This is a genomic window from Copranaerobaculum intestinale, assembly GCF_009831105.1.
Taxonomy (GTDB): domain Bacteria; phylum Bacillota_I; class Bacilli_A; order Erysipelotrichales; family Erysipelotrichaceae; genus Copranaerobaculum; species Copranaerobaculum intestinale.
In genome coordinates this window covers 443,196-466,641 of record NZ_WUUQ01000001.1, presented here as the reverse complement: position 1 = coordinate 466,641, position 23,446 = coordinate 443,196, and the positions used below count along the sequence as shown (strand labels likewise).

The window sequence follows — 23,446 nt, the reverse complement described above, 5'->3', positions numbered from 1 at the left end:
AGACAAAATAAAAGCTCTCCTTTCACTATACATATGAAGCTTGTCACTCTCAATATCAGAATAGCAAAAGTGGAGCTGGTTTTGTGTATTATGGTGTTGTATAAATGAATTAAGAATTATAAAGATACGCTTAATCTATATTGGTGCACATTACGAAATTATTCACTTCATTTCACATCCCTTTCACCTAGTATAAATAATAAATAGCTTGATCCTTTGCTTAGATTAATATCTACCTATTTTTAATTTTTTGAAAATAATCCATTCCAATATTACGTAAAAATATGAATGATTTATCTTTTCTTAGCATTAGATATACTATTATTAAATAAACGATCATAGTACTAAAGCCCAAAATAAGTAAAGAAATCCAATTGATGTATAGACTACTTGATAATCGTCCCATAATAATTATACAAAATACAGAAACTCCTAAAATTTTAATAAATAATAATAAATAATGACGAACAGGTTTATGAAATTTATAACTATAAACCATAATTGGCTCAATTATAAAAAACAAAACATTACTAATTGCAGTTCCTAAAAATATCCCATATATACCGATTTTTTTAACTAAAAACACTGATAATACAAAATTAACAAAAGCCTCCGCCAATGTTCGCCAATTAAAAACTCTAAATAATCCAAAACCGTCTCGGAAAGTAGAAAAAATAGCTCGACTACACTGCAGAAAAATAATAAATCCAAGTAAAATAACAATTTTATCCGTAAACAAATATTTTTTCCCCACCCACAAAGGTATGAATCGATTTATAAGAAGAGAAAACTCCACAAATACAAATCCTGATATTATAAGATTAATGAATGCCAAAACATTTGTTATAACATAGTTATAATCGTCATCCTTCTCAGCATTTAAATTACCAAGACTGGCTAAACAACTTTTAAAGATTTTCAACAAGATACTTCTAAGTGAAGTCATTATTAAAAGATAATTAGCGTAAATCCCCACATTACTTACACCTATAAAAAATGATATTATAAGATTATCCTCATTTTCTGTTATTAAACGTCCTAATTTAAACATCAACGTAGATTTAACATCACGAAATAATTCTTTTTTACTTCTTTTATCTAACAAAACTTTTTTATTGCGTAAATATTTATATTTTTTATCAACAATATAAGAAATTAAGAAATTTTCACCTAAAGTTGCTAAAACCATTAATAGTAAAAACAGGTAAATATTACTGGTCAAAACTAAAACAATAATCTGTAAAATATTCTGAGCGAAATAAAACATGTAATGTATAGAAGAAATTAAATAATCCTTTTGATTAGAAAACAGCATGACTCGTTTATAAGAAAAGAAATATGAAATAAATGAATTGATCAAGAAAATTAAAAATACACCTAAGACTAAAATATAATCAAGATTATTTGTAAAATAAGGTAAAAACGGGATCATAATACCGCCTAAGACTAGAACAACGAAAGCGATAACTACATATATTTTCTTAAAATAACCCATTAAAGCAATAATTCTATGCCGATTATTTTCTGCAAGTGGCTTATATAAATTAAATGTTATAGCGTCACCGATACCCAATTCAGCAATAGATAAACTGGAAATAATAGTTGTACACAATGAATTAAGTCCAGACATTTCTATACCCAAGTAACGCACAAAGTATGCTCTTGCTACAATGCCAATTAATAAAGATATCATTTGACCACCCAAAGATGAAATCAAATTATAAATAGTATATTTTTTCCGCATATCAAATTTCTCTTTTATCCATAAATAAATAAAATATTCCTAAGGGTATCAACATTTTGATTAAAGGACTAAGGATATTAGCTAAATCTGCACGATTAGCATACATAAAAATAGGAATCATACAAATATATAAGCTTATTGTTAATCCTGATCTAGAAGATAATTTATATAAGTAATTGACTAATGCAGCTACGGCCATCATTTCAATTATTACACCTAAGACACCAAAATTGATATATCCTTCTCCAGTAAGAGTAAAACCCATTCCAGTTACTTTTCCAGGGTAAAAAAAGTTTTGATACCACTTCATTGAGCTGTAATTAGAAATATCTATTGGCAAAACCATATCAAATGGTCTAATAATATCATACAGCCATGTTTCACCGTACTTTAAATCATATTGATCTCTTCCATTTGCTAACGTATTTAAATTCAATCCCGCTGCATGAAAATCTGACTCCAACAACTTAACAACAAAATTACGATTATCTTCTTTTGCAACAGCATAACTGCTTTCCTGCCGCAGCAATACCATCTTGAGCGGGGACATGATTGATAATGCAAGCATCGCGGAAAATCCAACAATTATTGCTTTTTTAAAGGTTATTTTTTTTATTAAAATATGATATACAAGAATACCACATATAGCATTTTTTATCACTAAAGATCTATCCCCATTAACTAAAAAGGTTAACAATAATAATGCTATTAAAATTGCGAAAATAATCTTCTTTGTGCGACCACTAAGATTAGTAAAAAACATCATTAAAACAAAAAATAAAGATAGATTGGGTAATATCAAATTCCCCATTAACACAATAATATTATTTGAATTTGCTACATCAATTTTATTATATACAGGATTCTTCAGAAGATAGTAATTATAAAGAAGGGTAATCCCCACTACAAGTAAAATTGCTGTAATAATTATACTTTTTTCAATCTTTATCCCTAAACGAGCTTTATCATATACAACATTTTTTTTATTCACGCATAAGCAAAACGTTATTAAGCCTATCCAACTTAGTAGTAAATGCTTGTTAGTTGCTACATAAGATGAAAACTCCCCCATTTTGCTTAAAATTGCAAAGGCAGTTGAGTAAAGACTATAAACAGGTATAAACCAACAATCTGGTCGGATAACATTAAAACCATGAAATATGTAATACAAAATATTAAATAAAATAAAAGTTATGATACTAGTGGTTATATCATTGACAGTAAAAATTACAACAGTTAGAATTAAAACAAAAAAATAAAAAATAAGACTACTTTTTTTTATTTGCATAATAATTCACCATATATCGCTTTTAGCTGCTCAACAGAACTTTGCAAATCATATCCCTTTTGCTTGATGTTTATAGTAGCATCATACCGGTTTGCATCAATATTATCTGCAATTGTATTACACCATTTATTTTTGTCATTCAAAGGCAGAAAATATAAATGTTCAGTCAAAGCAACTTCATTAGGTACTTGATCAGAAACTATACATACCAAGCCATTCATTTGAGCCTCCACTAAAACAAGCGGAAGCCCTTCGTTCAAAGAAGGAAATACAAAAATATCAAACATATTCATATATTCATGAACATTACTAACATTTCCAACAAAAGTTATTTTATCATAAATATGAAGTTCTTTACTTTTTAATATTACATCGTCATATAAATCACCTGAACCTAAAAGCACTAACCTAGCATCTTCATCCTGCTCACAATACTTTTTGAATACGTCTAATAAAAACATATGGTTCTTTTGTTTTCTAAACCCTCCAATATGGCCCAATACATGTTTATTTTGGAATCCATATTTAGTCCTAATCTGTTTGCGAACACAGGCATTAAACCGAAAGTTGTCTGTCAAAATACCATTTCTTAAAATATAATACTTTTTCTTTCCAAAAAGCCAATCTCCAGCATCCTTAGAACAGGCCAATCGATAGACATTTTGCAGATTAAGTTTAAAAGGGATTTGCAAAATATCCTTTATCTTATTTTTTAATCCCATTCCATTGCTAGTATTATGACTATGGATTATAAATTTGAGATGAAATCTTTTAACAGCAAAATAAATAACACTAGCATAACTTCGAATATGACAATGAATTATTTTATACTCAGGGTGGCAGTTCATAAAGCGCCGCCAATATCTAATATATTGCAAGGTATTCACCAATTTAAATTTAGGGAAATGATAAATCTTTGCATGAAGCTCTTTTAACTCTTTCTCATAATGACCAACATCATCTCCATGTATAACATAATCAAAAGTATATTCAGAGCCCAACATTAAAGTGTTTAAATTTAGTACAAGTGTTTCAATACCGCCACGATCCATGTTAGAGACAACATGAAGAATTTTATTTTCCATAAATTATCTCCTTCCAAAATTTATCATATCTATTTTGAATAATATCATTTTCAAATTGAGCTGCTACCTCAAAACTATGATTTTGCATTTTTTCGAGTAACCCTGGATCTTTTGATATCTGGAGTATTCTATCAGCATATCCACTTATATCATTAATAGGAAACAAATTTTCTTTATCCACTATATCTACAAGACCGCCGACTTGATTAGCAATAACAGGGCATCCTCTGCTCATTGCTTCAATAGTTGCTCTCGGCAATCCTTCGCTCACACTAGGCTGAATATAGATATCCACTCCGTCGAGAAAATCAAAAATCTGCTTCTCTGTTTTTAACTGTCCTAACAATTTCACGCGATTTGCAACACTATGTTCTTGGGCCACACTCATATAATGATCAATATCCCCGCGTCCTACTATTTTCAAGTTCCACTCTGGCGGTAGTGATTCTAATAATTCAATTGCGAAGCTTGTACCTTTCATCTCACTTAAAAAACCAACAATACCAATTGTATATGTATTAACTTTATTCTTTCGTTGTTTTACAATTTCTTTTGTAATATTTTCAATCAAAACAGAGGAAGATATTAAGGCAGGCTGAAAAGTTGAATATTCCTCTTTCAAATATGGAGAAACATATTGCATATAATCAGCACTCTTAACAAGCTTTTTTTGATAGTAATGAATAATGAGATTTTTCACTAGCTGACTAAAGCTATGATCTAGTTGAAATTCTTTTTTAGCACTTAAAATTCCACTGCCTCCAATATACCCTATCGTTTTTAAATGTAAGTTATTGGCTATTCTTAATCCAACTGAGCCATTTAGTCCAAGACCTATCACTATATCATTTTGATTGCAATTCTTTAATATATTCTTAATAGTTCTTTTATTTTTGTGATTTTTCTTAAAAAAAGTTATACCATCACTGATTTTAATGTCTTCTAAAATGAACATATTATACTTGCATCCTAATTTAATACCGCCATCATTAACAACGGTTTTTCTGTTTCTACAAATTATATAAATTTTATCAAAATACCCACTAAATCGTTCTAATGCATTAATATTGCCTCTTGTTGTATAAATCTCATTCTCATTTTTAGAAAAACCTATGTCACAAATATAATATAGATTCATTTAGATTCCTCGTTTCTAATACATTTATCTTTTTTTTATTACTTTTGCAGGATTTCCTGCTACTATCACATCACTATCTACATTTTTAAGTACAACAGCGCCTGCGCCAATTATTACATTATCACCTATCTCTATATGTCCAATTATTTTTGCACCAGCACAGATAATTACATTATTACCTATGACGGGTGCTAACATTTCATCATCTTCACCTAGATTTGTGCCTATAGTCACATTTTGAAATATTTTGACATTATCTTTAATAATGACTCCTCTATGAATAACAACACCTAGAGCATTATGTGCAAAGTAAACATTATTTCCGATTTTCAAACCAATTGGAATATCACAACTATAAACTATTCTAAGATATACTTTCGCTAATCTTTTTAAGATTATACTAGCATTAATCCATTTTGATTTTATTATTTTAGATATTCTCATAAATGATTTTTGTACCAATCAATAGCCAAATTAATACCTTCTTCAAAGCTATATTCTGGATCGTATCCAAGCAACTTTCTTGCTTTCGTTATATCTGCATTACTATGCTTGATATCTCCATTTCGATCCGGACCAAAAGATGGATCTATATGTATATCCAACGCATCACATAAATGGTTATATACATCAATTAAATACTCTCTGCCTCCATAAGCTATGTTAAAAGCTTCGCCAGCGGCCTCACTAGATGCGAGACATGCCTTTAAGTTAGCCTCTATTACATTATCGATGTAAGTAAAGTCACGAGATTGTTTCCCGTCACCATTTATTTTAGGTTGCTCGTTATTTAATAATTGTTTTATAAATTTTGGAATCACAGCAGCGTATGCACCATCAGGATCTTGACGTCTACCAAACACATTAAAATAACGCATACCATATGTATCCAGATTATAAAGTTTTTTATACAATTTACCATATTCTTCATTTACCCTTTTAGTTAAAGCGTACGGACTGATAACATTCCCCTCTTTCCCCTCAACTTTTGGCAGAACAGGATGATCACCATATACTGATGAACTTGATGCATACACGAATTTTTTGACGTTATTCTGACGTGCGGCCTCCATCATATTTAATGTTCCACCGATATTTACTTTCTCATAATACAAAGGCATTTCAATGCTTCTCGGTACCGACCCCCATGCAGCTTGATGAAGTACGTAATCAACATTTTTACATGCATTCATACAAGTATCAAAATCGGTAATATCTCCTTGTATAAATGTATAATTGGGAGATTTTATAAACATATCTACATTTTCTTTTTTTCCAGTGGAAAGGTTATCTAGACATATAACTTTATATCCCATATTTAATAATGCTTCGCATAAGTTAGAGCCTATAAATCCAGCTCCTCCAGTAACTAAAAATACACTGTTTTCTTCAAATTTCAATTCACAATATCTCACCATGATTCCTCCTATAATATTATTAATTATTTATCACTTATATTTCAACTTAATATATTCACTATGAATATTTTCTCTACATTCCTCATAACGTTGAAATTCATTACTAAACGTATCCATTAATTCTAACGTTTTTTCATTAATTAAAGACTTAAAATTATTTTCATTACTTAATCCTTTTTCGGTCCAGCTAAATGGATGTATTAATATTTGTATTTTATCATTTTCACGTAATGTTTTTTCATCGGGAAAGCCATAGTTCCATCTATGCTTACTATCTGAAATATATTTCACACCTAAATTCGAAGTTATATTTGCATTTTCATCAAATACAAAATAATCTTCTGCATAAGTATTTATTATATTAGGTATTTTTATTTCCCAATACCTGCTTTGTTTTGCAGGTCTATGCATGGAAAATCGATCTATTTTAATATCATTGCCTAACATACTTTCTAAAACAGGAATTTCATTTTTGATTCCTTTTTTTATTTTCTTTGAATCAAGGCATCCATTACAATGATAGTGAAGACCAACATGATGCCCATTTCGTATCATTTCTTGGAGCATTTTAATATTTTTCTGAGAAAATGCATTATATGAGTTATTAGTAATTTGTACAAAATAGGATGATACTAGTCCATACTTTGTTTCTAATAAGCTCATATAGTAAGCCCTATCAATCGAAAATTCAATATCGTGTCTTAAAACAATAAACTTATCTTTTCTCGGTGCTTCAGAATAATCACAATATTTTCCACTATTGATAAGATTTTTTAGTATTTTTTCATATTCACTATAACTTGGCAAAAACTCGTGCATGTCATTTTTCTCCTTTAATTTTTCCCGGGTTCCCGTAAATAAGAGTATCGTCAGGAACATCCTTTACAACATTAGTAGCAATCCCTGTAAATACATTGTTCCCAAGGGTCAATCCATTTTTTATCGAAGTGTTAGGTCCCAACCAAGTATTCTCTCCAATGGTAACACTTCCCGATATCTCAGAACATGCTGTAATCATTGCCCCGTCTCTTAGATGAACACTGTGAGCTATATGACATAAGTTATCTATTTTCACATTATCTTCAATGATTGTGTCATTTAAACTTCCGCGTGCTATACATGTTCCAGCCCCAATAACTACTTTGTTACCAATAATAATTCTGCCAAGATGAGGAACACGTTCAGATTTATTCTGCTCATTCAAATAGTATCCAAATCCGCATACACCAATATTTGCACCAGATTCGATAAACACATCATCTGCGATTGACACATTACCTTGGATTACAACATTATGCAGTATTGTAACATTATTTCCTATAGATACGTTTCGATCTATGAATGAATGATGTCCAATATATACAGAGTTTCCAATTTTTTCAGAAAGAACAATAGCACTTTTTTCTACTTTTGGTATCTGTTGATCATAATCCATTTCACCAAAAAACTCTTTTATAATTCTGAAAAAAGTTCTTTTTAAATTAGCGACAAAAATAACATTATCTAAGTCTTCCCTATATTCATCAATATCACACAGAAACAACACGTTTGAAGTATTCTTTAGATATGCTACTGAATGTTCATTTATATGCTTAACCCACGTTATTGAATTCTCTTTTAAATCATTGAGAGAACTAAAAGCATTTATAGATATTTCGGCTAAGTAGTTATATTTATACTTCACCTTTCCTTTTTCTAATATTTTAAGAACATCGTTTATAGAGTACATAGTATCTTTACCTTTCTACCAGAATGGTCTACAATTGATTAACCCGAAACTACTATAACCGCCAATAAATATATCCATCAGAAACGTATTCATGTTTATCCAGAATTCCTTTGACGTCAATTAAGATTCTTTTATCATTAAACATAGAATCAAAACTTTGCTTTTTTATGTTTTTAAACTCATGATGTTGTGTAGCAATAATCAACGCATCTAGATTTACTAGTTCACTCATAGGTTTCAAATTTATACCATATAAATCTTTTGCTTCCTCCATATCTGCAACAGGATCAACAACGATAGGAACTACTCCATATTCTTTAAGTTCGTCTATGATATCTATTATTTTAGTATTTCTAGTATCAGGACAATTTTCTTTAAAAGCAAAACCTAAAATACCTATTTTGGAATTTTTTATATTGATATCCGCTTTTATCAAATGTTTTATTGTATTTTCTGCGATATATTTACCCATTTCATCATTAATTCTGCGCCCCGATAAAATTATCTGCGAATGATATCCCACAGACTCTGCTTTATATGTTAAGTAATATGGATCAACACCTATACAATGCCCTCCTACAAGCCCAGGATAAAAATTTAGAAAATTCCATTTAGTTCCAGCTGCTTTCAAAACAGCTTGTGTATCTATTCCCAACTTATTAAAGATAATAGACAGTTCATTCATAAACGCTACATTAATATCTCGTTGCGAATTTTCAATAACTTTAGCTGCTTCAGCAACTTTTATTGATTCTGCTTTATATACCCCAACCTCTACAACTAATTCATATACCTTAGCAATTTCCTCCAGAGCTTCTTCATCGCAAGCAGAAACAATTTTGGTAATGTTATTTAATTTGTGTACCTCGTCACTTGGATTAATGCGCTCTGGAGAATAACCGACTTTAAAGTCTAATCCGCACTTTAATCCAGATTCCGCTTCCAAAATAGGAATACAGATTTCTTCTGTTACTCCCGGATACACCGTAGATTCATAAACAACAATTGAACCTTTTGTCAAATTTCTGCCAACAGTATGACTAGCGCTGATAACTGGCCGTAATTCTGGTGTATGATCAGATTTAACTGGTGTTGGAACAGCCACTATATGAAAAATTGAGTCCTTTAGTGCTTTTTCATCGCTTGTGAAATTCACATTACAATTTTTAACAACATCATTTCCAACTTCTTTAGTAGGATCAATACCTTGTTTATAAAGATTCACTTTATCTTCATTTACATCAAAACCTATGACTTTTACTTTTTGAGAAAAGGCAACTGCGATAGGCATTCCTACATAACCCAAACCAATTAAACTTAATTGTGCTTCCTTCTTGCATAATCTTTCATAATTATTCATTTATTCATTACCTCCCATAATTTTTTTACCATCTTTTCATTGACTTTATTAACTTCGAATTTTGATTTGCATAATTCGTATCCTTTGAGTCCCATAATTGCAATGGACTCCTCATTCTCAATAAAATATTTCATAGCTATTGCTAAACTTTTCGCATCTTGAACAGGAATTCGCAATCCATTTACTTTATGTTCAACGGCTGAACGGTTGCCTGGAACATCACTGACTATTGCTGGTCTCTTCTTAGCCATACCTTCAATTACAACTCTAGAAAGTCCCTCACGATAAGAAGGCATAACTACTACACTTGTTTTATCTAGAATCTCATTTACATCTTCAACAGCTTCATAATACTCGAAAATGCCATTTTTCAATAAACACCTTTTTTTCTCCCCAAATCCAATATCGTCAACTCGGTAAATATTTCCCACAACAATAAATCTAATATGCGGGTACACTTCCTTTATAATTTCAGCAGCTTCTAAAAACTCTAAAATTCCTTTTTCTGAACAGATTCTTCCTATGTAAGTAAACGTAATTTGATCTGGATATGGAGTAGGCTGATACCTTTCCATATCAACTCCTGATCCATCTGTCAATACGGTCTTTTCTTGAGAAAGTAAGTGCCTATTTATCAATTCATCTATATCATCTTGATTTTGCAAAAAAACCAAATCAGATGAGAAAAAAGCAAATTTTAACATGGGAAAAGATATGAATCTAACAATTTTAAACTTCATCGTATTTTGAATAAACAAATTCCCTACGCCATTTATATAGCTAAATAAATAAGGCACCTTCGCAAAGCGTGAAGCTAAAATACAGGTTGGGATGAATTTCATTCCAATCACTATTACAGCATCCGGTTTCAAATTGAGTAACTGCCTTCTAATACGAATTAAACTTTTAATCTCTTTAAATGGGTTAATATTTTGGGAATCTGCGTCTAGATGGAAATACTTAATACCATGTTCGTCATACTCGTAAATTTTTTGATGATAAATCTCAGGGCCACATATGGTAATATTAGCTCCTAATTTTAATAAACGCAGAAATAAGTTCCCTCTTATCTTCCACAATGAATCCGCAGTATTTTCAATTATTAAAATATTCATACAAATGTTAACCTCTTAATATGCTCCATATCAGTTTCGATCACATGTTTTTCTTCACTACAAAATAAAGCATAACCCTTTCTATCATTACTACTTTCAACTTTAGTTCTTTGATATTGAGTCAGCTGATCTGAACTAAAACGTACGATGCTTTTGCATTTTAACAGGTCTTCCTCTATTGTGGATGGACCATTGAAGTACAAAATTCCGGAAAAATTACTCTTTGTTGCCGTAAATTCGCTTACTTTGTATAATGTGTCATCGATCAACATTTTTACCATATTAATACCTGTAGACATAGGAACAAGATCGGTTGTTATATGGTCACCGCCAAGTCTTGCTCCTACTTCAACTATTTTAGGCCCAGATTTAGTGACAATTATTTCTACATGTGCTGGTCCACGATCGATTGCTAATGCCTTAACGGCCGAAATCGCAACTTTTGAAATTTTTTCATATAAATTATGATTAACTGTGCTTGGCTGAAAATGACCAATTTCAATAAAATGCGGTGCTCCTGTAGTTATTTTATCTGTTATCTGAATAACCCGAGGATCATTATTCACAACAAAAATTTCAACACTTACTTCAAATCCTTTCATATACTCTTCAACGAGAATTTCATTATTAGAAGAGTTACTTAATGAATATTGATATACCGCCGATAAATCACTATCTTTATTTGCTAATACTACCCCCCTAGATCCAGAATTATCACTAGGTTTTACGATAAATGAATTCGAAAAATGTAAAATTGCTGCTTTGAACTCATTGAAGTTTTTACATACAAAAAATTCCGGTATGGGTACCTGATGTGCTTTGAGTCTTAATCTCATAAGAGCTTTATTTGTTGCTGATAATGCCGCATCACAAGATATAGTCTTTAAGTTTAGTTGTTCACCGATTTTAGCAATAATCGGCATCGGTTTATCACTACAAATCGTAACAATTCCATCGATATTTTCTTTTAATGCAATGTTATATATCGCATCATAGTCTAATGTACTTGAACAGTAAAACTTATCAGCGTACTTTTTACCAATACACGTATCATCCCAATCTACAACTAAAGTAATAATATTGGAGCGTTTTGCTTCTTTAATTAATGGTAATTGCAATTCACTTCCACCTAATATACATAATTTTTTCATGAGTTTTTCTCCTGGAAACAATTTATCTTATAACAAATTTCTTCCATATCATCCAGAGTATAACGCTGATCAATCGGAATACACAAAATATGATCAGAGAGATAGCCACATTTACCATACATCCGTTGTTCGGGATCTAACTCCCAGATTACAGGGCAATAAACATTGTTTTCAGAAAGATATTGCTGTAAAACATCTCTATTTTTTGTTAATATAGGGAAATACAAACTATTCTCGCAGGCTTCAATTTTACTAATATTTACATCTGTCATATTTTCTTTTAAATACACAAAATTTCCTGCACGAATCTTCTTTATTTGACTTATATCATATGTTAACAATTTAAAATAACTAAAATCGCTTATTGCATAATTATCCATTTTGCTAAGTATAGTATCAGCTTTTTTTGATGCATCTAAGAAATAACTTTTATCATCACACAAATTGTGTAAATATTCATATTTCGTAAATCCTGCGTTCAATTTTAAATTATAAAAACTGTCATCGTTTAGAAATTCAATATCTAGTTTATTTTTTGATACTAACAAGCCTCCATCAGGTAAACTGAACCATTTTCGTAGACTACAAACCACATAATCTGCATATTCATAATACCAAATATCTCCAAAAAAATTTTGCGTTTTATCAATAATTATGCAGATATTGGGATTTTTATTTTTAATTTTTTTTAAAAATTCTTCATCTACACAAGAAATACCAAAATAATCAATAAGTAGTAAAATATCAGCTTTTTCGCACAATCCCTCTACTTCTGATTTAAGAAATTTAAAATTATTATCAATCCCATAAAATTTGATATTATCTTCTTTTTTGCTAAATGGAGTAATAACCGAATCACAAGAATAGGCTGGGAGTACAACTTCAATATTTGATTTAAAGCAATGGGCGATATAGTTCAGTGCATCTCTACAAGAACGAAAGAAATAAAAATTGTCTTGTAAAAAAAATCTATTCATATATATTTCCCAATCACTTCCTATTTCTTTTCTTATCACAAACACACCCTGCTTTCTTACATTTTTACTTATTCATGATTTACATTTTTTGAAAACATGATAGTTACAATCGTTTTTAGTATAATTTTTAAATCAAGAATAAATGATATTTTTTTTGCATAGTACAGATCATTTCTCATTTTAGTAGCACCATCAACTGAATTTCTGAAATAAGCTTGATTATATCCGGTTATACCTGGTTTAACTTCTAAAAATTCTAAATATTCTTTAGGATATTTATCTAACCAATCTGGTGGATCCGGTCTAGGACCTATAACGCTCATATCCCCTTTTAAAACATTTATAAATTGGGGAAACTCATCCAAACTTGTTTTTCGTATGAATTTGCCAACTTTAGTTACTCGATCGTCATCATCGGCATTGTAAGTAGAGCCATCATCCAGACGAATATCTGGCGAATTCACTTTCATACTTCTAAGCTTATACATTGTAAATAAACTGCCTCTTTTCCCAATTCGTTCAGCTTTGTAAATTATAGGCCCTCCATCCTCAACTTTTATGAAAGCACCAATTATTAAAATTTCTAATACAACAAAAGGTAAAAAAAGCAAGCTAAATAAAATATCGAAAACCCGCTTAATTATTAGTTTATACATCTTTCAACACTCCTGTAAAACACTTGATAATATAAGTTACTTCATCATTTGTTAAATTACTTCTTAATGGTAATGTAATTTCATTTTCATACTGCCTATATGCATTAGGAAAATCCTTAATATCAAACCCCAATGACTTATAAGCTGTCAGCATAGGAAGGGGTTTATAATGTACATTACATGCTATACCTTTTTCCGCCATTTGGATAATCAGCGCATTCCTCTGCTCAACCCCTATATCATTAACTCGAATCATATATAAATGACCACTTGATTCATGCTCTTCATCATAGTGATTCAAAAGCTGCACATGCAAATTTATAAATGATTTATTATACATATCAATAATTTCTTTTCTTCTTAGCAATAAATTTGAATATCTTTTCAATTGGGCTAGTCCGATACCAGCTGTAATATCAGTCATATTACATTTATAGGCCGGAAATAAAATATCATATTCCCAAGAACCTAAACTCGTTTTATTTAAAGCATCCTTTGTTTGACCGTGTAACGAATACAACTGATATTGTTTATAAATATATTCATTATCTATTCCGGGAATATCCTTCCATACAACAGCTCCGCCTTCTGCTGTTGTAAGATTTTTTACAGCATGAAAACTAAAAGATGTGAAATCCGCCACTTCACCACATACATTACCTTTTCTAGAAGAACCAAATGCATGAGCAGCATCCGCAAGGACTAAAATTCTACCAAGCGCTTCTTGAAATTTATTGGAAGGGCAAAATTTATATTTGTTGGCTTCAATAACTTTATAAATTTGATCATAATTGCACATAATGCCTGCAAGGTCAACTGGAATAATAGCTTTGGTTTTATTTGTTATTTTTTCAGACAGTTGCTCATAATCCATTTCATATGAATTTTGCTTTACATCAATCAGGACAGGTTTAGCGCCTACATGACATATTACACTACATGTAGCTGTATAAGTATAGGCAGTAGTTATAACTTCATCACCCGGTCCTATACCAAATAACCGCAATGTCAGCTCCATACAAGCGGTTGCGCTGTTAAGACACACAGCCCTTTGAGCATGACAGTATTTCGCAATTTCATTTTCAAAAGCTTTTACTTTTGGACCAGTTGTAATCCAACCAGATCTTAATGCTTGTACAACTTCCTCAATTTCAGCATCCCCCACATCTGGTGGTGCGAAAGGTATATTTTTTTTCTTCATTCTGATCCTCCTAAATTATGAATCATATAATAACAAAAAAGGATATAGCTCCCCTTACCCAAAGAGCCTCTACAGGTAATGAACTATATCCTTGAATCATCCATAAAGTGCCTAAGCAACTATTATTTCAGAATCATATCTTTTTCAGTATTTCTAAACTAATTTTAATTGATTTTCCAAGTAATTCATTTTTCAAATACGCAATCCTCTTATGCCGATCTATTTTCTCGATCCTGCTTTCCATCCCGCATAACGGACCATCAATAATTACTATTCGACTGCCTTCAATCATACCCGATGATTGCCTTACTGTATAATTCTCATCCATAAGCTGTTCAAGAAAGGCAGCCTCTTCGGGATATAAAGCACTTGTTCCTTCTTTATCATTTTTTAGTTGTTTTACTATACCGTTATGATTTTGACAGAACTGGTATAACCATAAATCAAATGCAGTATGATCTAAATCCGTTTTGATAAAAATGTAATTTGGATATATAGGAGTCTTGATCATATAATACCTTCCATCCTTTTTATGTACCTTTTCCATGAGAGGTATAAATGCAATCATGCTTTCACTGTTCAGCAAGTTTACCAAATAATTCGCTTTACTGGATCTTACAAAAATCACGTACCAGTTCATATTATATAAGAACCATTATTAATACGCTCGTCATGAATCACTTGCAAAAGCAGCTTTTTCCATTCAGTATTTTCTAAATCACTTCTTAACGCCACATCCATTTTCTCTAAAGCGTTATTTATAAAACTATGGCTTATTGACATCCGATCATTTACGAAGATAAGATCATTATCAGTCTTTTTGACATTTTCACAATCCAATTTTAATTCTTCAAACATCTTTTCTCCAGGCCTTAATCCTATTTCCTTGATGTCGATATCTTTATATGGTCGGTATCCGGAGAGCTTAATCAAATTCTCGGCCAAATCCAATATCTTCACCGGCTCTCCCATATCTAAAACAAATATTTCTCCTTTATTTGCATAATAGCCAGCTTGCAAGACTAATTGCGCAGCTTCAGGAATGGTCATAAAATAGCGAACTATTTCTCTGCTTGTTAATGTCACTGGACCTCCTTCGGCAATTTGCTTTTTAAAAATTGGTATTACCGATCCAGCACTTCCTAATACATTCCCGAAACGGACAGCCGCAAGTTTAGTGACTCCGTTATCCTGATGGGATTGTAAAATCAATTCCGTCATTCTTTTGGTTGCTCCCATAATATTTGTAGGATTTACAGCTTTATCAGTACTGATCATAATGAATCTAGGAATTTCGCATTTGATACAAGCATTGATCACATTATTAGTTCCGAATACATTATTTTTGACTGCTTCTTCCGGTCTTGTTTCCATTAGAGGAACATGCTTATGTGCCGCCGCATGATAAACCACATCAGGCCTACACATTTGAAACAGCTTCAGAATTGTAGAATATTCTCGGATGTTTGCTATGTAGGAATATATTTGTATTGTTTCATCCATCTTTCCATGAACGATATCACGATTAAATTCTTGCTCCAGCATATATAAATTATTCTCGTTGATATCAACCATGTATATTATTTTGGGTTTAAATTTAACAATTTGGCGACACAATTCAGAACCAATTGAGCCAGCTGCACCTGTAACCAAAACTTTCTTTCCTTCTAAGTAAGATCTCAGTTCTTCTTTGTTAAGTTTTACTTCACCTCGCCCTAGTAAATCTTCTATTGATACATCAGCAATAGGTAGTTTTTCTGATATTTTAGAAAGTACTTCAGAACGTAATATTTTTGTTTCTGCATTTGTCATCTGAGCAATTTCACAAATTTTTCGAATTCTCTCTCTTCCAGCACTAGGCATCGCAATGTAAATTACACTTATTTTTTTACTCTCCACAATTTCTGGTATATTATTTATTTTACCTAATACAGGTAAACCTGACACAATTTTTCCAACTTTATAATCATCGATAAATCCGACCAGCTGCCCTTCAAATTGACTGTTTTGCTCCAATTCTTTCATAAGAAGATAACCGCCGTCACCAGCACCCACAATGATAGCACGCTTATTCTGCTTTTTCTTATCATCAGCAGATTTCCTTCTTTGCAGACGATAGCTGGATCTGATCAGCAGCATGATAACGATCGTCAATAAACTTCCAGTGAAGTAAATACCGATATCATGTCCTGGATGACCACCGAACAAACAAGCAATCAATAGAACTATTGTTGCACATGCACTCGATGCACAAATTCTTAATACCTCTTTGATGCCAACATATTTCCATAATGAATTTTGAATTTTAAATACTAGAAAAAACAAGAGATAGACCAACAGCACTATAGGTAAAATACGAATCATATCAAGCAGGATAACATCTTTATTGCGAAGTAGACCGAATTCGGCTTTTGATAAGACTGCCACAGTAAAGGACGCTGCCACAACCGTCAAATCTAAAATACATAACAGCATTTCTCGATATTTTCGATAAATTGAATTCCCTAAAATACGATCAAACATCTAATCCCTGCTTTCTTTAACTTCATCCTTAATCTGAATAATAATTGTAATAATTCAACGTATTTGAATCTTGCACTTTTGTCAAAACGGCTCCTAACAAATTAACACCGTTGCGTTTCAATTGTGTGACCGCCGTTTTTGCCTGAATTTTATCTGTATCCTTTGAAGAAACAACAAATATGGTGCCATCACTGACATGCGATACATAGATGGAATCGCTCACTGCCGAAACAGGCGGACAATCCATGATGATCATATTGAATTTTTTTCGCAGTTCAGCAATCAAATTTGAGAATTTTTCAGAGGCTAATAATTCTAACGGGTTATACACTTTGCTACCAGCTGATAAAACATACAGCTTACCATCATCCTCTTTATCTTTAAATCGTTCAAAATAAGGAGATGAGTTGATATCAATTGATGCCACATCAACACCATCTTTCAACAAATTTGATAAACCAGTTTTATTTGAAATCCGAAAAATCTTATGAATAACAGGTTTTCTTAAATCACAATCAATAATCAGTGTTTTTGGATATTTAGCTGCATAAATAAGAGCTAAATTTGCAGATACAGAAGATTTTCCCTCTGCCGGATTCGTGCTGGTCAAGTTTATGACCTGAAGCTCATCTTTATCCAAAGAAGCAAATTCTAAATTCGTACGCAGCTGTCGATAAATTTCCGAATAATCAAACTGCTTTTGCTGCTTTTTCCCCGTTTTTTTCTTATGATCTAAATCATGTATCATTTTACGTTCATTATTTTTTTTCTTAATCATTTTTCCCTCCAAATATTTTCTTCAATAAGGATCGTTTCCGTACCGAAATTGAAGAAAGCGGTGTACCTTCAATAACCCTAGACGGATTCACACAACACAATAATTCTGCTGCTGCTTCTCCACATCTATTTTTTATCAATTCATAAGCATCTGAAAGCTTAATAATACGATTTCCTTTTTTTCTATGCACATCGCTTGCAACAATATGTGCAGCACCATTCTCAATAATTGTCCATGCATTTTTCTCGTTTATTTTTCCATGACCGCCAACTAAACTTGAACGATTTATCTGTATAAAATAACCATTATCAATCCACTCATAAATTCTATTCATATCAACTCCATGAGGGAAATAACGTTCCGCATGAGCGATGATCGGCGTATATCCTTTAATCCCAATTTCATAAAGGCGATCTTCTACTTGTAACTCGTCAGGCAATTGTATTCTCGTATCAAACTCAACCAGCATATAAGATGTACCATTCATATTTCGATGCCAGCCGTTATCAATCATTACATCGTAGGAACTATTTATGAAAACTTCTCCGCCAGCATAACCATTGATTTGGTATTCCTTAGCTAGCTGGATTGCTTCTTGTACACGACCATCAAGCTGCGTTAATTCATCATCTGATTGATGCCCAGGAATAATATGAGGAGTAAATATAATATTTCTTATGCCGTCTGCATACGCCTGCTGAAGGCATGCTATTGCATCATCCTTATTAGGTATGCCATCATCGATATCCCATGCAATATGATTATGTATATCTGTATATTCCCTCATATTTCACCGTTAATTTGATTCAAAATAAGGAATTTCTACCAATACAGGTATGCCTAAGTAAGATTCTGCATCCTGTTTATTTTTCAACCGCTTATCAAGCATGGATTTGATAGCGATAAAACCACAGGATAGTACACCGCCAAGAAACGCGCCAATCAAAGAATTCGTTTTAACATTTGGTGATACAGGAGACTTATTTAAGTTAGCTTCATCACTAACAATAACATTGTCCAAATTCAAAATATCTTTCAAATCAGATGTAAAGACATTCACTGTCGTTTGCACGATCGCTTTTGCTTTTTCTGCAGAATCAGCAGTAGCACTAACCTTAATAATCATCGATGTACCCTCACGAACCGCGCTTAATCCCTTAGATAATTCCGCTGCTGTTACTTCATGATTTGTTCCTTTCAGACGATCTACCACACGATTACGAACATTACTGCCCTTCAGCAGTATCACATAGTTATCTGCCAAAGAATTGTTTACAGTAACAGAAGAATAATCAGCACTTCCCTCAGTCACTTTTGGTGTTAAAAGCAGCGTCGATTCACTTGCATATTTTTTTGCCAAAAAGAAATTGGAAATTAAAAAGAATACTACAGCAAAAAGTACAATCATAATTGCAATAAATTTCCAATTTTTTTTCAATGCTTTATAAACATCAATCAAATTTATCTCAATCTGTTCATTATTTGTTTCTTCCATGGGCCCTCCTTAATTATTCGTAAGTACGTTAATATATAGAAATATTGAACCCTACATTTCTGTGACATTTTCTCAGACATAAGTGTTTGTCTTATGATCAATTTCAATACAAATGCTCATAGCAGACATACAAACGTAAATCTTTTGTCTCAAATAGTGTACTATTATACAATTAAAAAAACAAGGATTTTTTTGACAATAAGAGAGATAAACGTGTATAATTAAAGCGGTATTTTTAGTATAAACACATTTTTTATTACAGATTGTTAATATATATAAATGTACACATTTCTACACAATTTTAAACAACTCAATAATACCCATTGATAAGTTCTTTAAAATGCAGTTTAATTCACTCAATTCAGTGATTTTTTCTTCATTAGCTGTAATAAATTATGTGTTTTTTTATTTAATTCCTTATTTTGGTTTATTAAAGGAAAATTGAAATATCCTATATATAATAAATCGTCATTTCAGTAAAACTTGTATATCTTACATTGAATTGATTCATTTATCTTCAACCCCCTAAAAAACAATAATGGTTAAACAACAAAAAAACTATCCGCCAGCTCATGCAGATAGTTTTTTTAAATATTTCATTTTATAAAATCATTGATTTATTAATTCAATAATTGTAACACTTAAATCGCGAATCGTTTCCGCGCTGCACAGGATCGTTTCCGCATGAACCAACAGCAAACCCACCGGCAGCTCCCGATTCGCTTCCATCGACAATGCCCGATGATGCGCCTTGGATGCTTCCTGAAAAGCTTGATTCCCTTCCTTCAGCAGATTTTCATAATCCTGCTTTTGCTTTGCGCATTCGATCGCCTCCAGAAAACAGCTCTTTGCAGTCCCCGCAAACGATATAATCTGAAAACAGACCGCTTCGTATTCCCGCATATCCATTACTTTACAAGCTCCATGATTTGTTCAAACACCGCTTTACCATTCATGGTTCCATATGTATACATATCGATGTCAGCCAATGGCTTATTCGGTACTTCCTTTTGTAATTTAGTCTGCATATAGCGAATCTGCGGTCCGATCAAAATCACATCAGCATCCTGCATATAATCGTCCGCAACCGCCAAAGCGACTGCCCGTACTTCCATATCGACATCAGCTTCCTGAGCCGCTGCCCTTATTCGATCACACATAATTGCCGTGGACGCTCCCTGCGAACATATTAGCAGCACTTTTATCATATCTTTACCTCCTTCGGTTAGCCTGTAAAATCGCTAAGATGCTTTCAATCAAATTCATACTGTTCCCGATAAAATAATTGGGGAATTTATTTTTGGTCTTCCGGCCTTTTTTGATAATGATATTTCGTTTTGTTTTTTTACATATGGTACTATTTTCATTCGAAGACAACGCATACATTTTATAATTTTTCAGTTTCAGCCGCTCCTCGATCGCAATCAGGTCACTCGTTTCTCCGCTCTCGCTGATAAAAATTACCAGTGAAGGCAGATCGCATTCGAAGTCCAGCGGACTTTTTGTAGTACAGAAATAATCCATCTCCAGCAGCTTGTCGCGAAAATACGCTGCCGCATAATCGGAATACCCAATTCCCATCACATGAACCCGATGAAACGCTGAAGAAACCAGATCATGAATCAGTTCATCGACAATCGAAAGCGAATTTTCCGTTGTCAAAACCGATAGAGTCATATCCGATACGTGATATTCCACAGCGGAAGTGCATTGAAGCTTCAGCTCATAAAGCATTTCACTGTATCCGTCATATCCCATTTTCTTGGCAAGGCGTACTACACTGGTCGTGGATACGAACGCTGCTTTGGCAATTTCACGGATCGGTATTTTATAAACACCCTTATCCATCCGCTGAAGAATGGCTTCCAGAACTGCTACTTCATTATCAGTTAAGTTATTTTGTCGGGCCAGATCATTCCTATTCATGGATTCATTATACCACAACGACTTTTGTCGAGCCTATAAAATCATGAAGCATTCTGCCCTTACGATCAAACAGCAGAAAGGCAATCGAAACAAAACCGGCAGCGAATGAGAAATAGATGAAATATTGAGTAAACGATCTGCCGATCACCAGCATCAGCACATTGCGTATATAATTGCTTAAGGGCATAAAGCATCCTTCGATCACGATCATTCCTAAAATGTCCCGCTTCCATAAATTCAAGAAGGAAACCTCGCTTCCATCCTTATTGACAACTTTAATTTTTGTCAGCTTCTTGCCTAGTGTCTGTCCTTTCAATAAATACTTCGGAATAACACAAAAGTATAAAATTTGGAGAAAGAACAAAATGATCAGCAGGAGCACTTGTTCACCAGCCTGAAAACGAGTGATTGGCATGACATTGGTTGTCATTTCCCCGGTCTGCATATAGTCGGCTGCGACCAACAGCAGATTCATCAAAAAAGTGATGAGATACCAGTCGATAAAATATGCGATTGCTCTACGAATTTTCATAGCTTTTATGATCCTTCTTTCGTATCTTCAAGCATTTCCTGTTTTGCTTTCTCTTCTTTGATATACTGCTTATCCAGCGTTTTAATAAATGGGTAGTAAATAACGGCTGCGATCACCAAAATCACCAGCTGTAGGATACCGCCGCGAATATCATTGCACATCAGCCAGCCGCCAAAGAAGAACGGCATTGTCCACGGCACTGCTACACCGGTTGGCAACGGTACCAATCCCCATGCCATTGAGAAAAAGGCAACTGCCGTACAGACCATCGGAACCAAAATAAACGGTATGACCATGACCGGATTCATAACCAGCGGCAGGCCGAAGATAATCGGTTCATTGACATTGAAGATTCCCGGAATCAAGCCGCCCTTGCCAATCGTACGCACCCGATCTGATTTACACATAAAGATCATTTCAAATGCCAGCGGCAATGTCAATCCGGTGCCGCCTAAAAAGATAATCATATTTGAGAAATCGTTGGTAACAATATATGGTCTGAGCGCCATTGGATCCGCCTGATAGACCAACAGATTCGCATCACGCGCGGCATACCATAACGGGGTCATTACTGATGATACTACGTTGGTTCCATGTAATCCAAAGAACCACAGAAAGGAATTCAGAAATGTAACAACCATTGTACCGGCAAAGGTTGTGCCGATCGTTGTAAGCGGGGCTTGAAGCAAGCCGTAAATCATATTGTAAGCAGTTGTATACGGAGTAATCTGTATCACATAGCGGGCTGCAAGAAAGATAACACCGCAAATAACTGCCGGAACCAAGGCAGTGAATTGATCCACAACAAACGATGGGATGCTGTCCGGCATCTTGATAACAAAATTCTTTTTCAGACACAGCGTATAAATTTCAACGGATAAAATCGCCACGATGATCGATAAGAATAAGGAAGAAGCACCAAATTCATTCATTGAAATCATGGAATCAGAATTGACATGCACCAGAATAAAATATCCCATCAGCGACATAACAATGCCGGGCAGCGGTGATACTTTATTTTTGCGTGACAGCTCGTAGGATGTACCGATCATTGTCACCAACGCAATCAAACCGAACGTTGCCGGATTCAATACACTCCAGTTCCATTCCCCCCAAGCTTGTTCTCCAAAAATTGAAATCATGAAATTTTGATAACCATCCCATGGAAAATCGCTGATAATACAGGCAAACGCACCTACCAACAGCAATGGAATAGTCAGCATGATTCCATATTGGATGGATGATAAATATTTGTTTTGTTCGAAAAAAGCTGCGAGCGGATAAACTTTCTCTTCTAGCCATCCAGTTAGTTTTTCCATAATATCCTCCT

Annotated in this window: 24 protein-coding genes; all 24 read right to left on the bottom strand. The window is 33.0% G+C overall.

The features are described from left to right. Window positions 1-232 precede the first annotated feature (232 nt). The 24 genes from GSF08_RS02300 to GSF08_RS02185 all read right to left on the bottom strand — a co-directional run bounded on the left by GSF08_RS02300 (window position 233) and on the right by GSF08_RS02185 (window position 23,435). The gene (locus GSF08_RS02300) at window positions 233-1,744 is read right to left on the bottom strand and encodes a lipopolysaccharide biosynthesis protein (RefSeq protein WP_160624259.1); all 1,512 of its coding nucleotides are present in this window, start codon (window positions 1,742-1,744) and stop codon (window positions 233-235) included. 1 nt (window position 1,745) lies between these two features. Beyond that, a complete protein-coding gene (wzy, locus tag GSF08_RS02295) occupies window positions 1,746-3,032 on the bottom strand; it encodes an O-antigen polysaccharide polymerase Wzy (protein WP_160624258.1) in 1,287 nt (428 codons plus the stop codon). Next, entirely contained in the window at window positions 3,023-4,117 is a 1,095-nt protein-coding gene (locus GSF08_RS02290) for a glycosyltransferase (RefSeq protein ID WP_160624257.1), read from the bottom strand. Before GSF08_RS02290 ends, wzy begins: the two co-directional genes overlap by 10 nt. Beyond that, window positions 4,107-5,255: a glycosyltransferase family 4 protein gene (locus GSF08_RS02285; RefSeq protein WP_160624256.1), complete on the bottom strand. Its 1,149-nt coding sequence runs from the start codon at window positions 5,253-5,255 to the stop codon at window positions 4,107-4,109. The genes GSF08_RS02290 and GSF08_RS02285 overlap by 11 nt, the downstream gene beginning before the upstream one ends. A 24-nt stretch (window positions 5,256-5,279) precedes the next feature. Then, window positions 5,280-5,699, bottom strand: coding sequence for a serine O-acetyltransferase (locus GSF08_RS02280; RefSeq protein ID WP_160624255.1), 420 nt, complete (start codon window positions 5,697-5,699; stop codon window positions 5,280-5,282). After that, window positions 5,696-6,673, bottom strand: a complete 978-nt coding sequence (locus tag GSF08_RS02275) for an SDR family oxidoreductase (protein ID WP_249805814.1) — start codon at window positions 6,671-6,673, stop codon at window positions 5,696-5,698. Before GSF08_RS02275 ends, GSF08_RS02280 begins: the two co-directional genes overlap by 4 nt. 30 nt (window positions 6,674-6,703) lie before the next feature. Then, window positions 6,704-7,492, bottom strand: coding sequence for a polysaccharide deacetylase family protein (locus GSF08_RS02270; protein ID WP_160624254.1), 789 nt, complete (start codon window positions 7,490-7,492; stop codon window positions 6,704-6,706). Between the two features lies 1 nt (window position 7,493). Further along, window positions 7,494-8,402 (bottom strand): UDP-3-O-(3-hydroxymyristoyl)glucosamine N-acyltransferase, encoded by a 909-nt coding sequence (locus GSF08_RS02265; protein ID WP_160624253.1) that lies wholly within the window; start codon window positions 8,400-8,402, stop codon window positions 7,494-7,496. Window positions 8,403-8,454: 52 nt separating this feature from the next. After that, on the bottom strand, window positions 8,455-9,762 hold the full coding sequence (locus tag GSF08_RS02260) for a nucleotide sugar dehydrogenase (RefSeq protein WP_160624252.1): 1,308 nt from the start codon (window positions 9,760-9,762) through the stop codon (window positions 8,455-8,457). Continuing rightward, window positions 9,759-10,877: a glycosyltransferase family 4 protein gene (locus GSF08_RS02255; protein ID WP_160624251.1), complete on the bottom strand. Its 1,119-nt coding sequence runs from the start codon at window positions 10,875-10,877 to the stop codon at window positions 9,759-9,761. The genes GSF08_RS02260 and GSF08_RS02255 overlap by 4 nt, the downstream gene beginning before the upstream one ends. Continuing rightward, window positions 10,874-12,028 carry an ATP-grasp domain-containing protein gene (locus GSF08_RS02250; RefSeq protein ID WP_160624250.1) on the bottom strand — a complete coding sequence of 385 codons (1,155 nt, stop codon included), beginning with the start codon at window positions 12,026-12,028 and terminating at the stop codon, window positions 10,874-10,876. The genes GSF08_RS02255 and GSF08_RS02250 overlap by 4 nt, the downstream gene beginning before the upstream one ends. Continuing rightward, entirely contained in the window at window positions 12,025-13,044 is a 1,020-nt protein-coding gene (locus tag GSF08_RS02245; RefSeq protein WP_160624249.1) for a hypothetical protein, read from the bottom strand. The genes GSF08_RS02250 and GSF08_RS02245 overlap by 4 nt, the downstream gene beginning before the upstream one ends. Window positions 13,045-13,073: 29 nt before the next feature. Further along, window positions 13,074-13,661, bottom strand: coding sequence for a sugar transferase (locus tag GSF08_RS02240; protein WP_160624248.1), 588 nt, complete (start codon window positions 13,659-13,661; stop codon window positions 13,074-13,076). After that, entirely contained in the window at window positions 13,654-14,862 is a 1,209-nt protein-coding gene (locus GSF08_RS02235; RefSeq protein WP_160624247.1) for a DegT/DnrJ/EryC1/StrS family aminotransferase, read from the bottom strand. Before GSF08_RS02235 ends, GSF08_RS02240 begins: the two co-directional genes overlap by 8 nt. 133 nt (window positions 14,863-14,995) lie before the next feature. Continuing rightward, a complete protein-coding gene (loaP, locus tag GSF08_RS02230; protein WP_249805812.1) occupies window positions 14,996-15,502 on the bottom strand; it encodes an antiterminator LoaP in 507 nt (168 codons plus the stop codon). Beyond that, window positions 15,499-17,385: a polysaccharide biosynthesis protein gene (locus tag GSF08_RS02225; protein WP_160624245.1), complete on the bottom strand. Its 1,887-nt coding sequence runs from the start codon at window positions 17,383-17,385 to the stop codon at window positions 15,499-15,501. Before GSF08_RS02225 ends, loaP begins: the two co-directional genes overlap by 4 nt. 28 nt (window positions 17,386-17,413) lie before the next feature. Next, window positions 17,414-18,163 (bottom strand): CpsD/CapB family tyrosine-protein kinase, encoded by a 750-nt coding sequence (locus GSF08_RS02220; RefSeq protein ID WP_249805810.1) that lies wholly within the window; start codon window positions 18,161-18,163, stop codon window positions 17,414-17,416. Beyond that, window positions 18,156-18,950, bottom strand: coding sequence for a tyrosine-protein phosphatase (locus tag GSF08_RS02215; RefSeq protein WP_160624244.1), 795 nt, complete (start codon window positions 18,948-18,950; stop codon window positions 18,156-18,158). Before GSF08_RS02215 ends, GSF08_RS02220 begins: the two co-directional genes overlap by 8 nt. Window positions 18,951-18,959: 9 nt before the next feature. Continuing rightward, window positions 18,960-19,658 carry a YveK family protein gene (locus GSF08_RS02210; protein ID WP_160624243.1) on the bottom strand — a complete coding sequence of 233 codons (699 nt, stop codon included), beginning with the start codon at window positions 19,656-19,658 and terminating at the stop codon, window positions 18,960-18,962. 609 nt (window positions 19,659-20,267) lie between these two features. Continuing rightward, complete coding sequence (locus GSF08_RS02205) at window positions 20,268-20,567, bottom strand: PTS sugar transporter subunit IIA (protein WP_160624242.1); 300 nt, start codon at window positions 20,565-20,567, stop codon at window positions 20,268-20,270. Then, a complete protein-coding gene (locus GSF08_RS02200) occupies window positions 20,567-20,866 on the bottom strand; it encodes a PTS sugar transporter subunit IIB (protein ID WP_160624241.1) in 300 nt (99 codons plus the stop codon). The genes GSF08_RS02205 and GSF08_RS02200 overlap by 1 nt, the downstream gene beginning before the upstream one ends. A 4-nt stretch (window positions 20,867-20,870) precedes the next feature. Beyond that, entirely contained in the window at window positions 20,871-21,584 is a 714-nt protein-coding gene (locus tag GSF08_RS02195; RefSeq protein WP_160624240.1) for a MurR/RpiR family transcriptional regulator, read from the bottom strand. 7 nt (window positions 21,585-21,591) lie between these two features. After that, window positions 21,592-22,116 carry an RDD family protein gene (locus GSF08_RS02190; RefSeq protein WP_160624239.1) on the bottom strand — a complete coding sequence of 175 codons (525 nt, stop codon included), beginning with the start codon at window positions 22,114-22,116 and terminating at the stop codon, window positions 21,592-21,594. 5 nt (window positions 22,117-22,121) lie between these two features. Next, window positions 22,122-23,435: a PTS sugar transporter subunit IIC gene (locus tag GSF08_RS02185; RefSeq protein ID WP_160624238.1), complete on the bottom strand. Its 1,314-nt coding sequence runs from the start codon at window positions 23,433-23,435 to the stop codon at window positions 22,122-22,124. Window positions 23,436-23,446 lie beyond the last annotated feature (11 nt).

Bases quoted from the DNA above. Each gene is read 5' to 3' on its own strand.
- GSF08_RS02220 (WP_249805810.1), bottom strand. From the start codon at position 18,163: ATGATTAAGAAAAAAAATAATGAACGTAAAATGATACATGATTTAGAT.
- GSF08_RS02275 (WP_249805814.1), bottom strand. From the start codon at position 6,673: ATGGTGAGATATTGTGAATTGAAATTTGAAGAAAACAGTGTATTTTTA.
- GSF08_RS02195 (WP_160624240.1), bottom strand. From the start codon at position 21,584: ATGAATAGGAATGATCTGGCCCGACAAAATAACTTAACTGATAATGAA.
- GSF08_RS02225 (WP_160624245.1), bottom strand. From the start codon at position 17,385: ATGTTTGATCGTATTTTAGGGAATTCAATTTATCGAAAATATCGAGAA.
- GSF08_RS02255 (WP_160624251.1), bottom strand. From the start codon at position 10,877: ATGAATATTTTAATAATTGAAAATACTGCGGATTCATTGTGGAAGATA.
- GSF08_RS02260 (WP_160624252.1), bottom strand. From the start codon at position 9,762: ATGAATAATTATGAAAGATTATGCAAGAAGGAAGCACAATTAAGTTTA.
- GSF08_RS02235 (WP_160624247.1), bottom strand. From the start codon at position 14,862: ATGAAGAAAAAAAATATACCTTTCGCACCACCAGATGTGGGGGATGCT.
- GSF08_RS02205 (WP_160624242.1), bottom strand. From the start codon at position 20,567: ATGGATATGCGGGAATACGAAGCGGTCTGTTTTCAGATTATATCGTTT.
- GSF08_RS02285 (WP_160624256.1), bottom strand. From the start codon at position 5,255: ATGAATCTATATTATATTTGTGACATAGGTTTTTCTAAAAATGAGAAT.
- loaP (WP_249805812.1), bottom strand. From the start codon at position 15,502: ATGAACTGGTACGTGATTTTTGTAAGATCCAGTAAAGCGAATTATTTG.
- GSF08_RS02240 (WP_160624248.1), bottom strand. From the start codon at position 13,661: ATGTATAAACTAATAATTAAGCGGGTTTTCGATATTTTATTTAGCTTG.
- GSF08_RS02185 (WP_160624238.1), bottom strand. From the start codon at position 23,435: ATGGAAAAACTAACTGGATGGCTAGAAGAGAAAGTTTATCCGCTCGCA.
- GSF08_RS02190 (WP_160624239.1), bottom strand. From the start codon at position 22,116: ATGAAAATTCGTAGAGCAATCGCATATTTTATCGACTGGTATCTCATC.
- GSF08_RS02290 (WP_160624257.1), bottom strand. From the start codon at position 4,117: ATGGAAAATAAAATTCTTCATGTTGTCTCTAACATGGATCGTGGCGGT.
- GSF08_RS02280 (WP_160624255.1), bottom strand. From the start codon at position 5,699: ATGAGAATATCTAAAATAATAAAATCAAAATGGATTAATGCTAGTATA.
- GSF08_RS02265 (WP_160624253.1), bottom strand. From the start codon at position 8,402: ATGTACTCTATAAACGATGTTCTTAAAATATTAGAAAAAGGAAAGGTG.
- wzy (WP_160624258.1), bottom strand. From the start codon at position 3,032: ATGCAAATAAAAAAAAGTAGTCTTATTTTTTATTTTTTTGTTTTAATT.
- GSF08_RS02215 (WP_160624244.1), bottom strand. From the start codon at position 18,950: ATGAGGGAATATACAGATATACATAATCATATTGCATGGGATATCGAT.
- GSF08_RS02300 (WP_160624259.1), bottom strand. From the start codon at position 1,744: ATGCGGAAAAAATATACTATTTATAATTTGATTTCATCTTTGGGTGGT.
- GSF08_RS02210 (WP_160624243.1), bottom strand. From the start codon at position 19,658: ATGGAAGAAACAAATAATGAACAGATTGAGATAAATTTGATTGATGTT.
- GSF08_RS02200 (WP_160624241.1), bottom strand. From the start codon at position 20,866: ATGATAAAAGTGCTGCTAATATGTTCGCAGGGAGCGTCCACGGCAATT.
- GSF08_RS02270 (WP_160624254.1), bottom strand. From the start codon at position 7,492: ATGCACGAGTTTTTGCCAAGTTATAGTGAATATGAAAAAATACTAAAA.
- GSF08_RS02250 (WP_160624250.1), bottom strand. From the start codon at position 12,028: ATGAAAAAATTATGTATATTAGGTGGAAGTGAATTGCAATTACCATTA.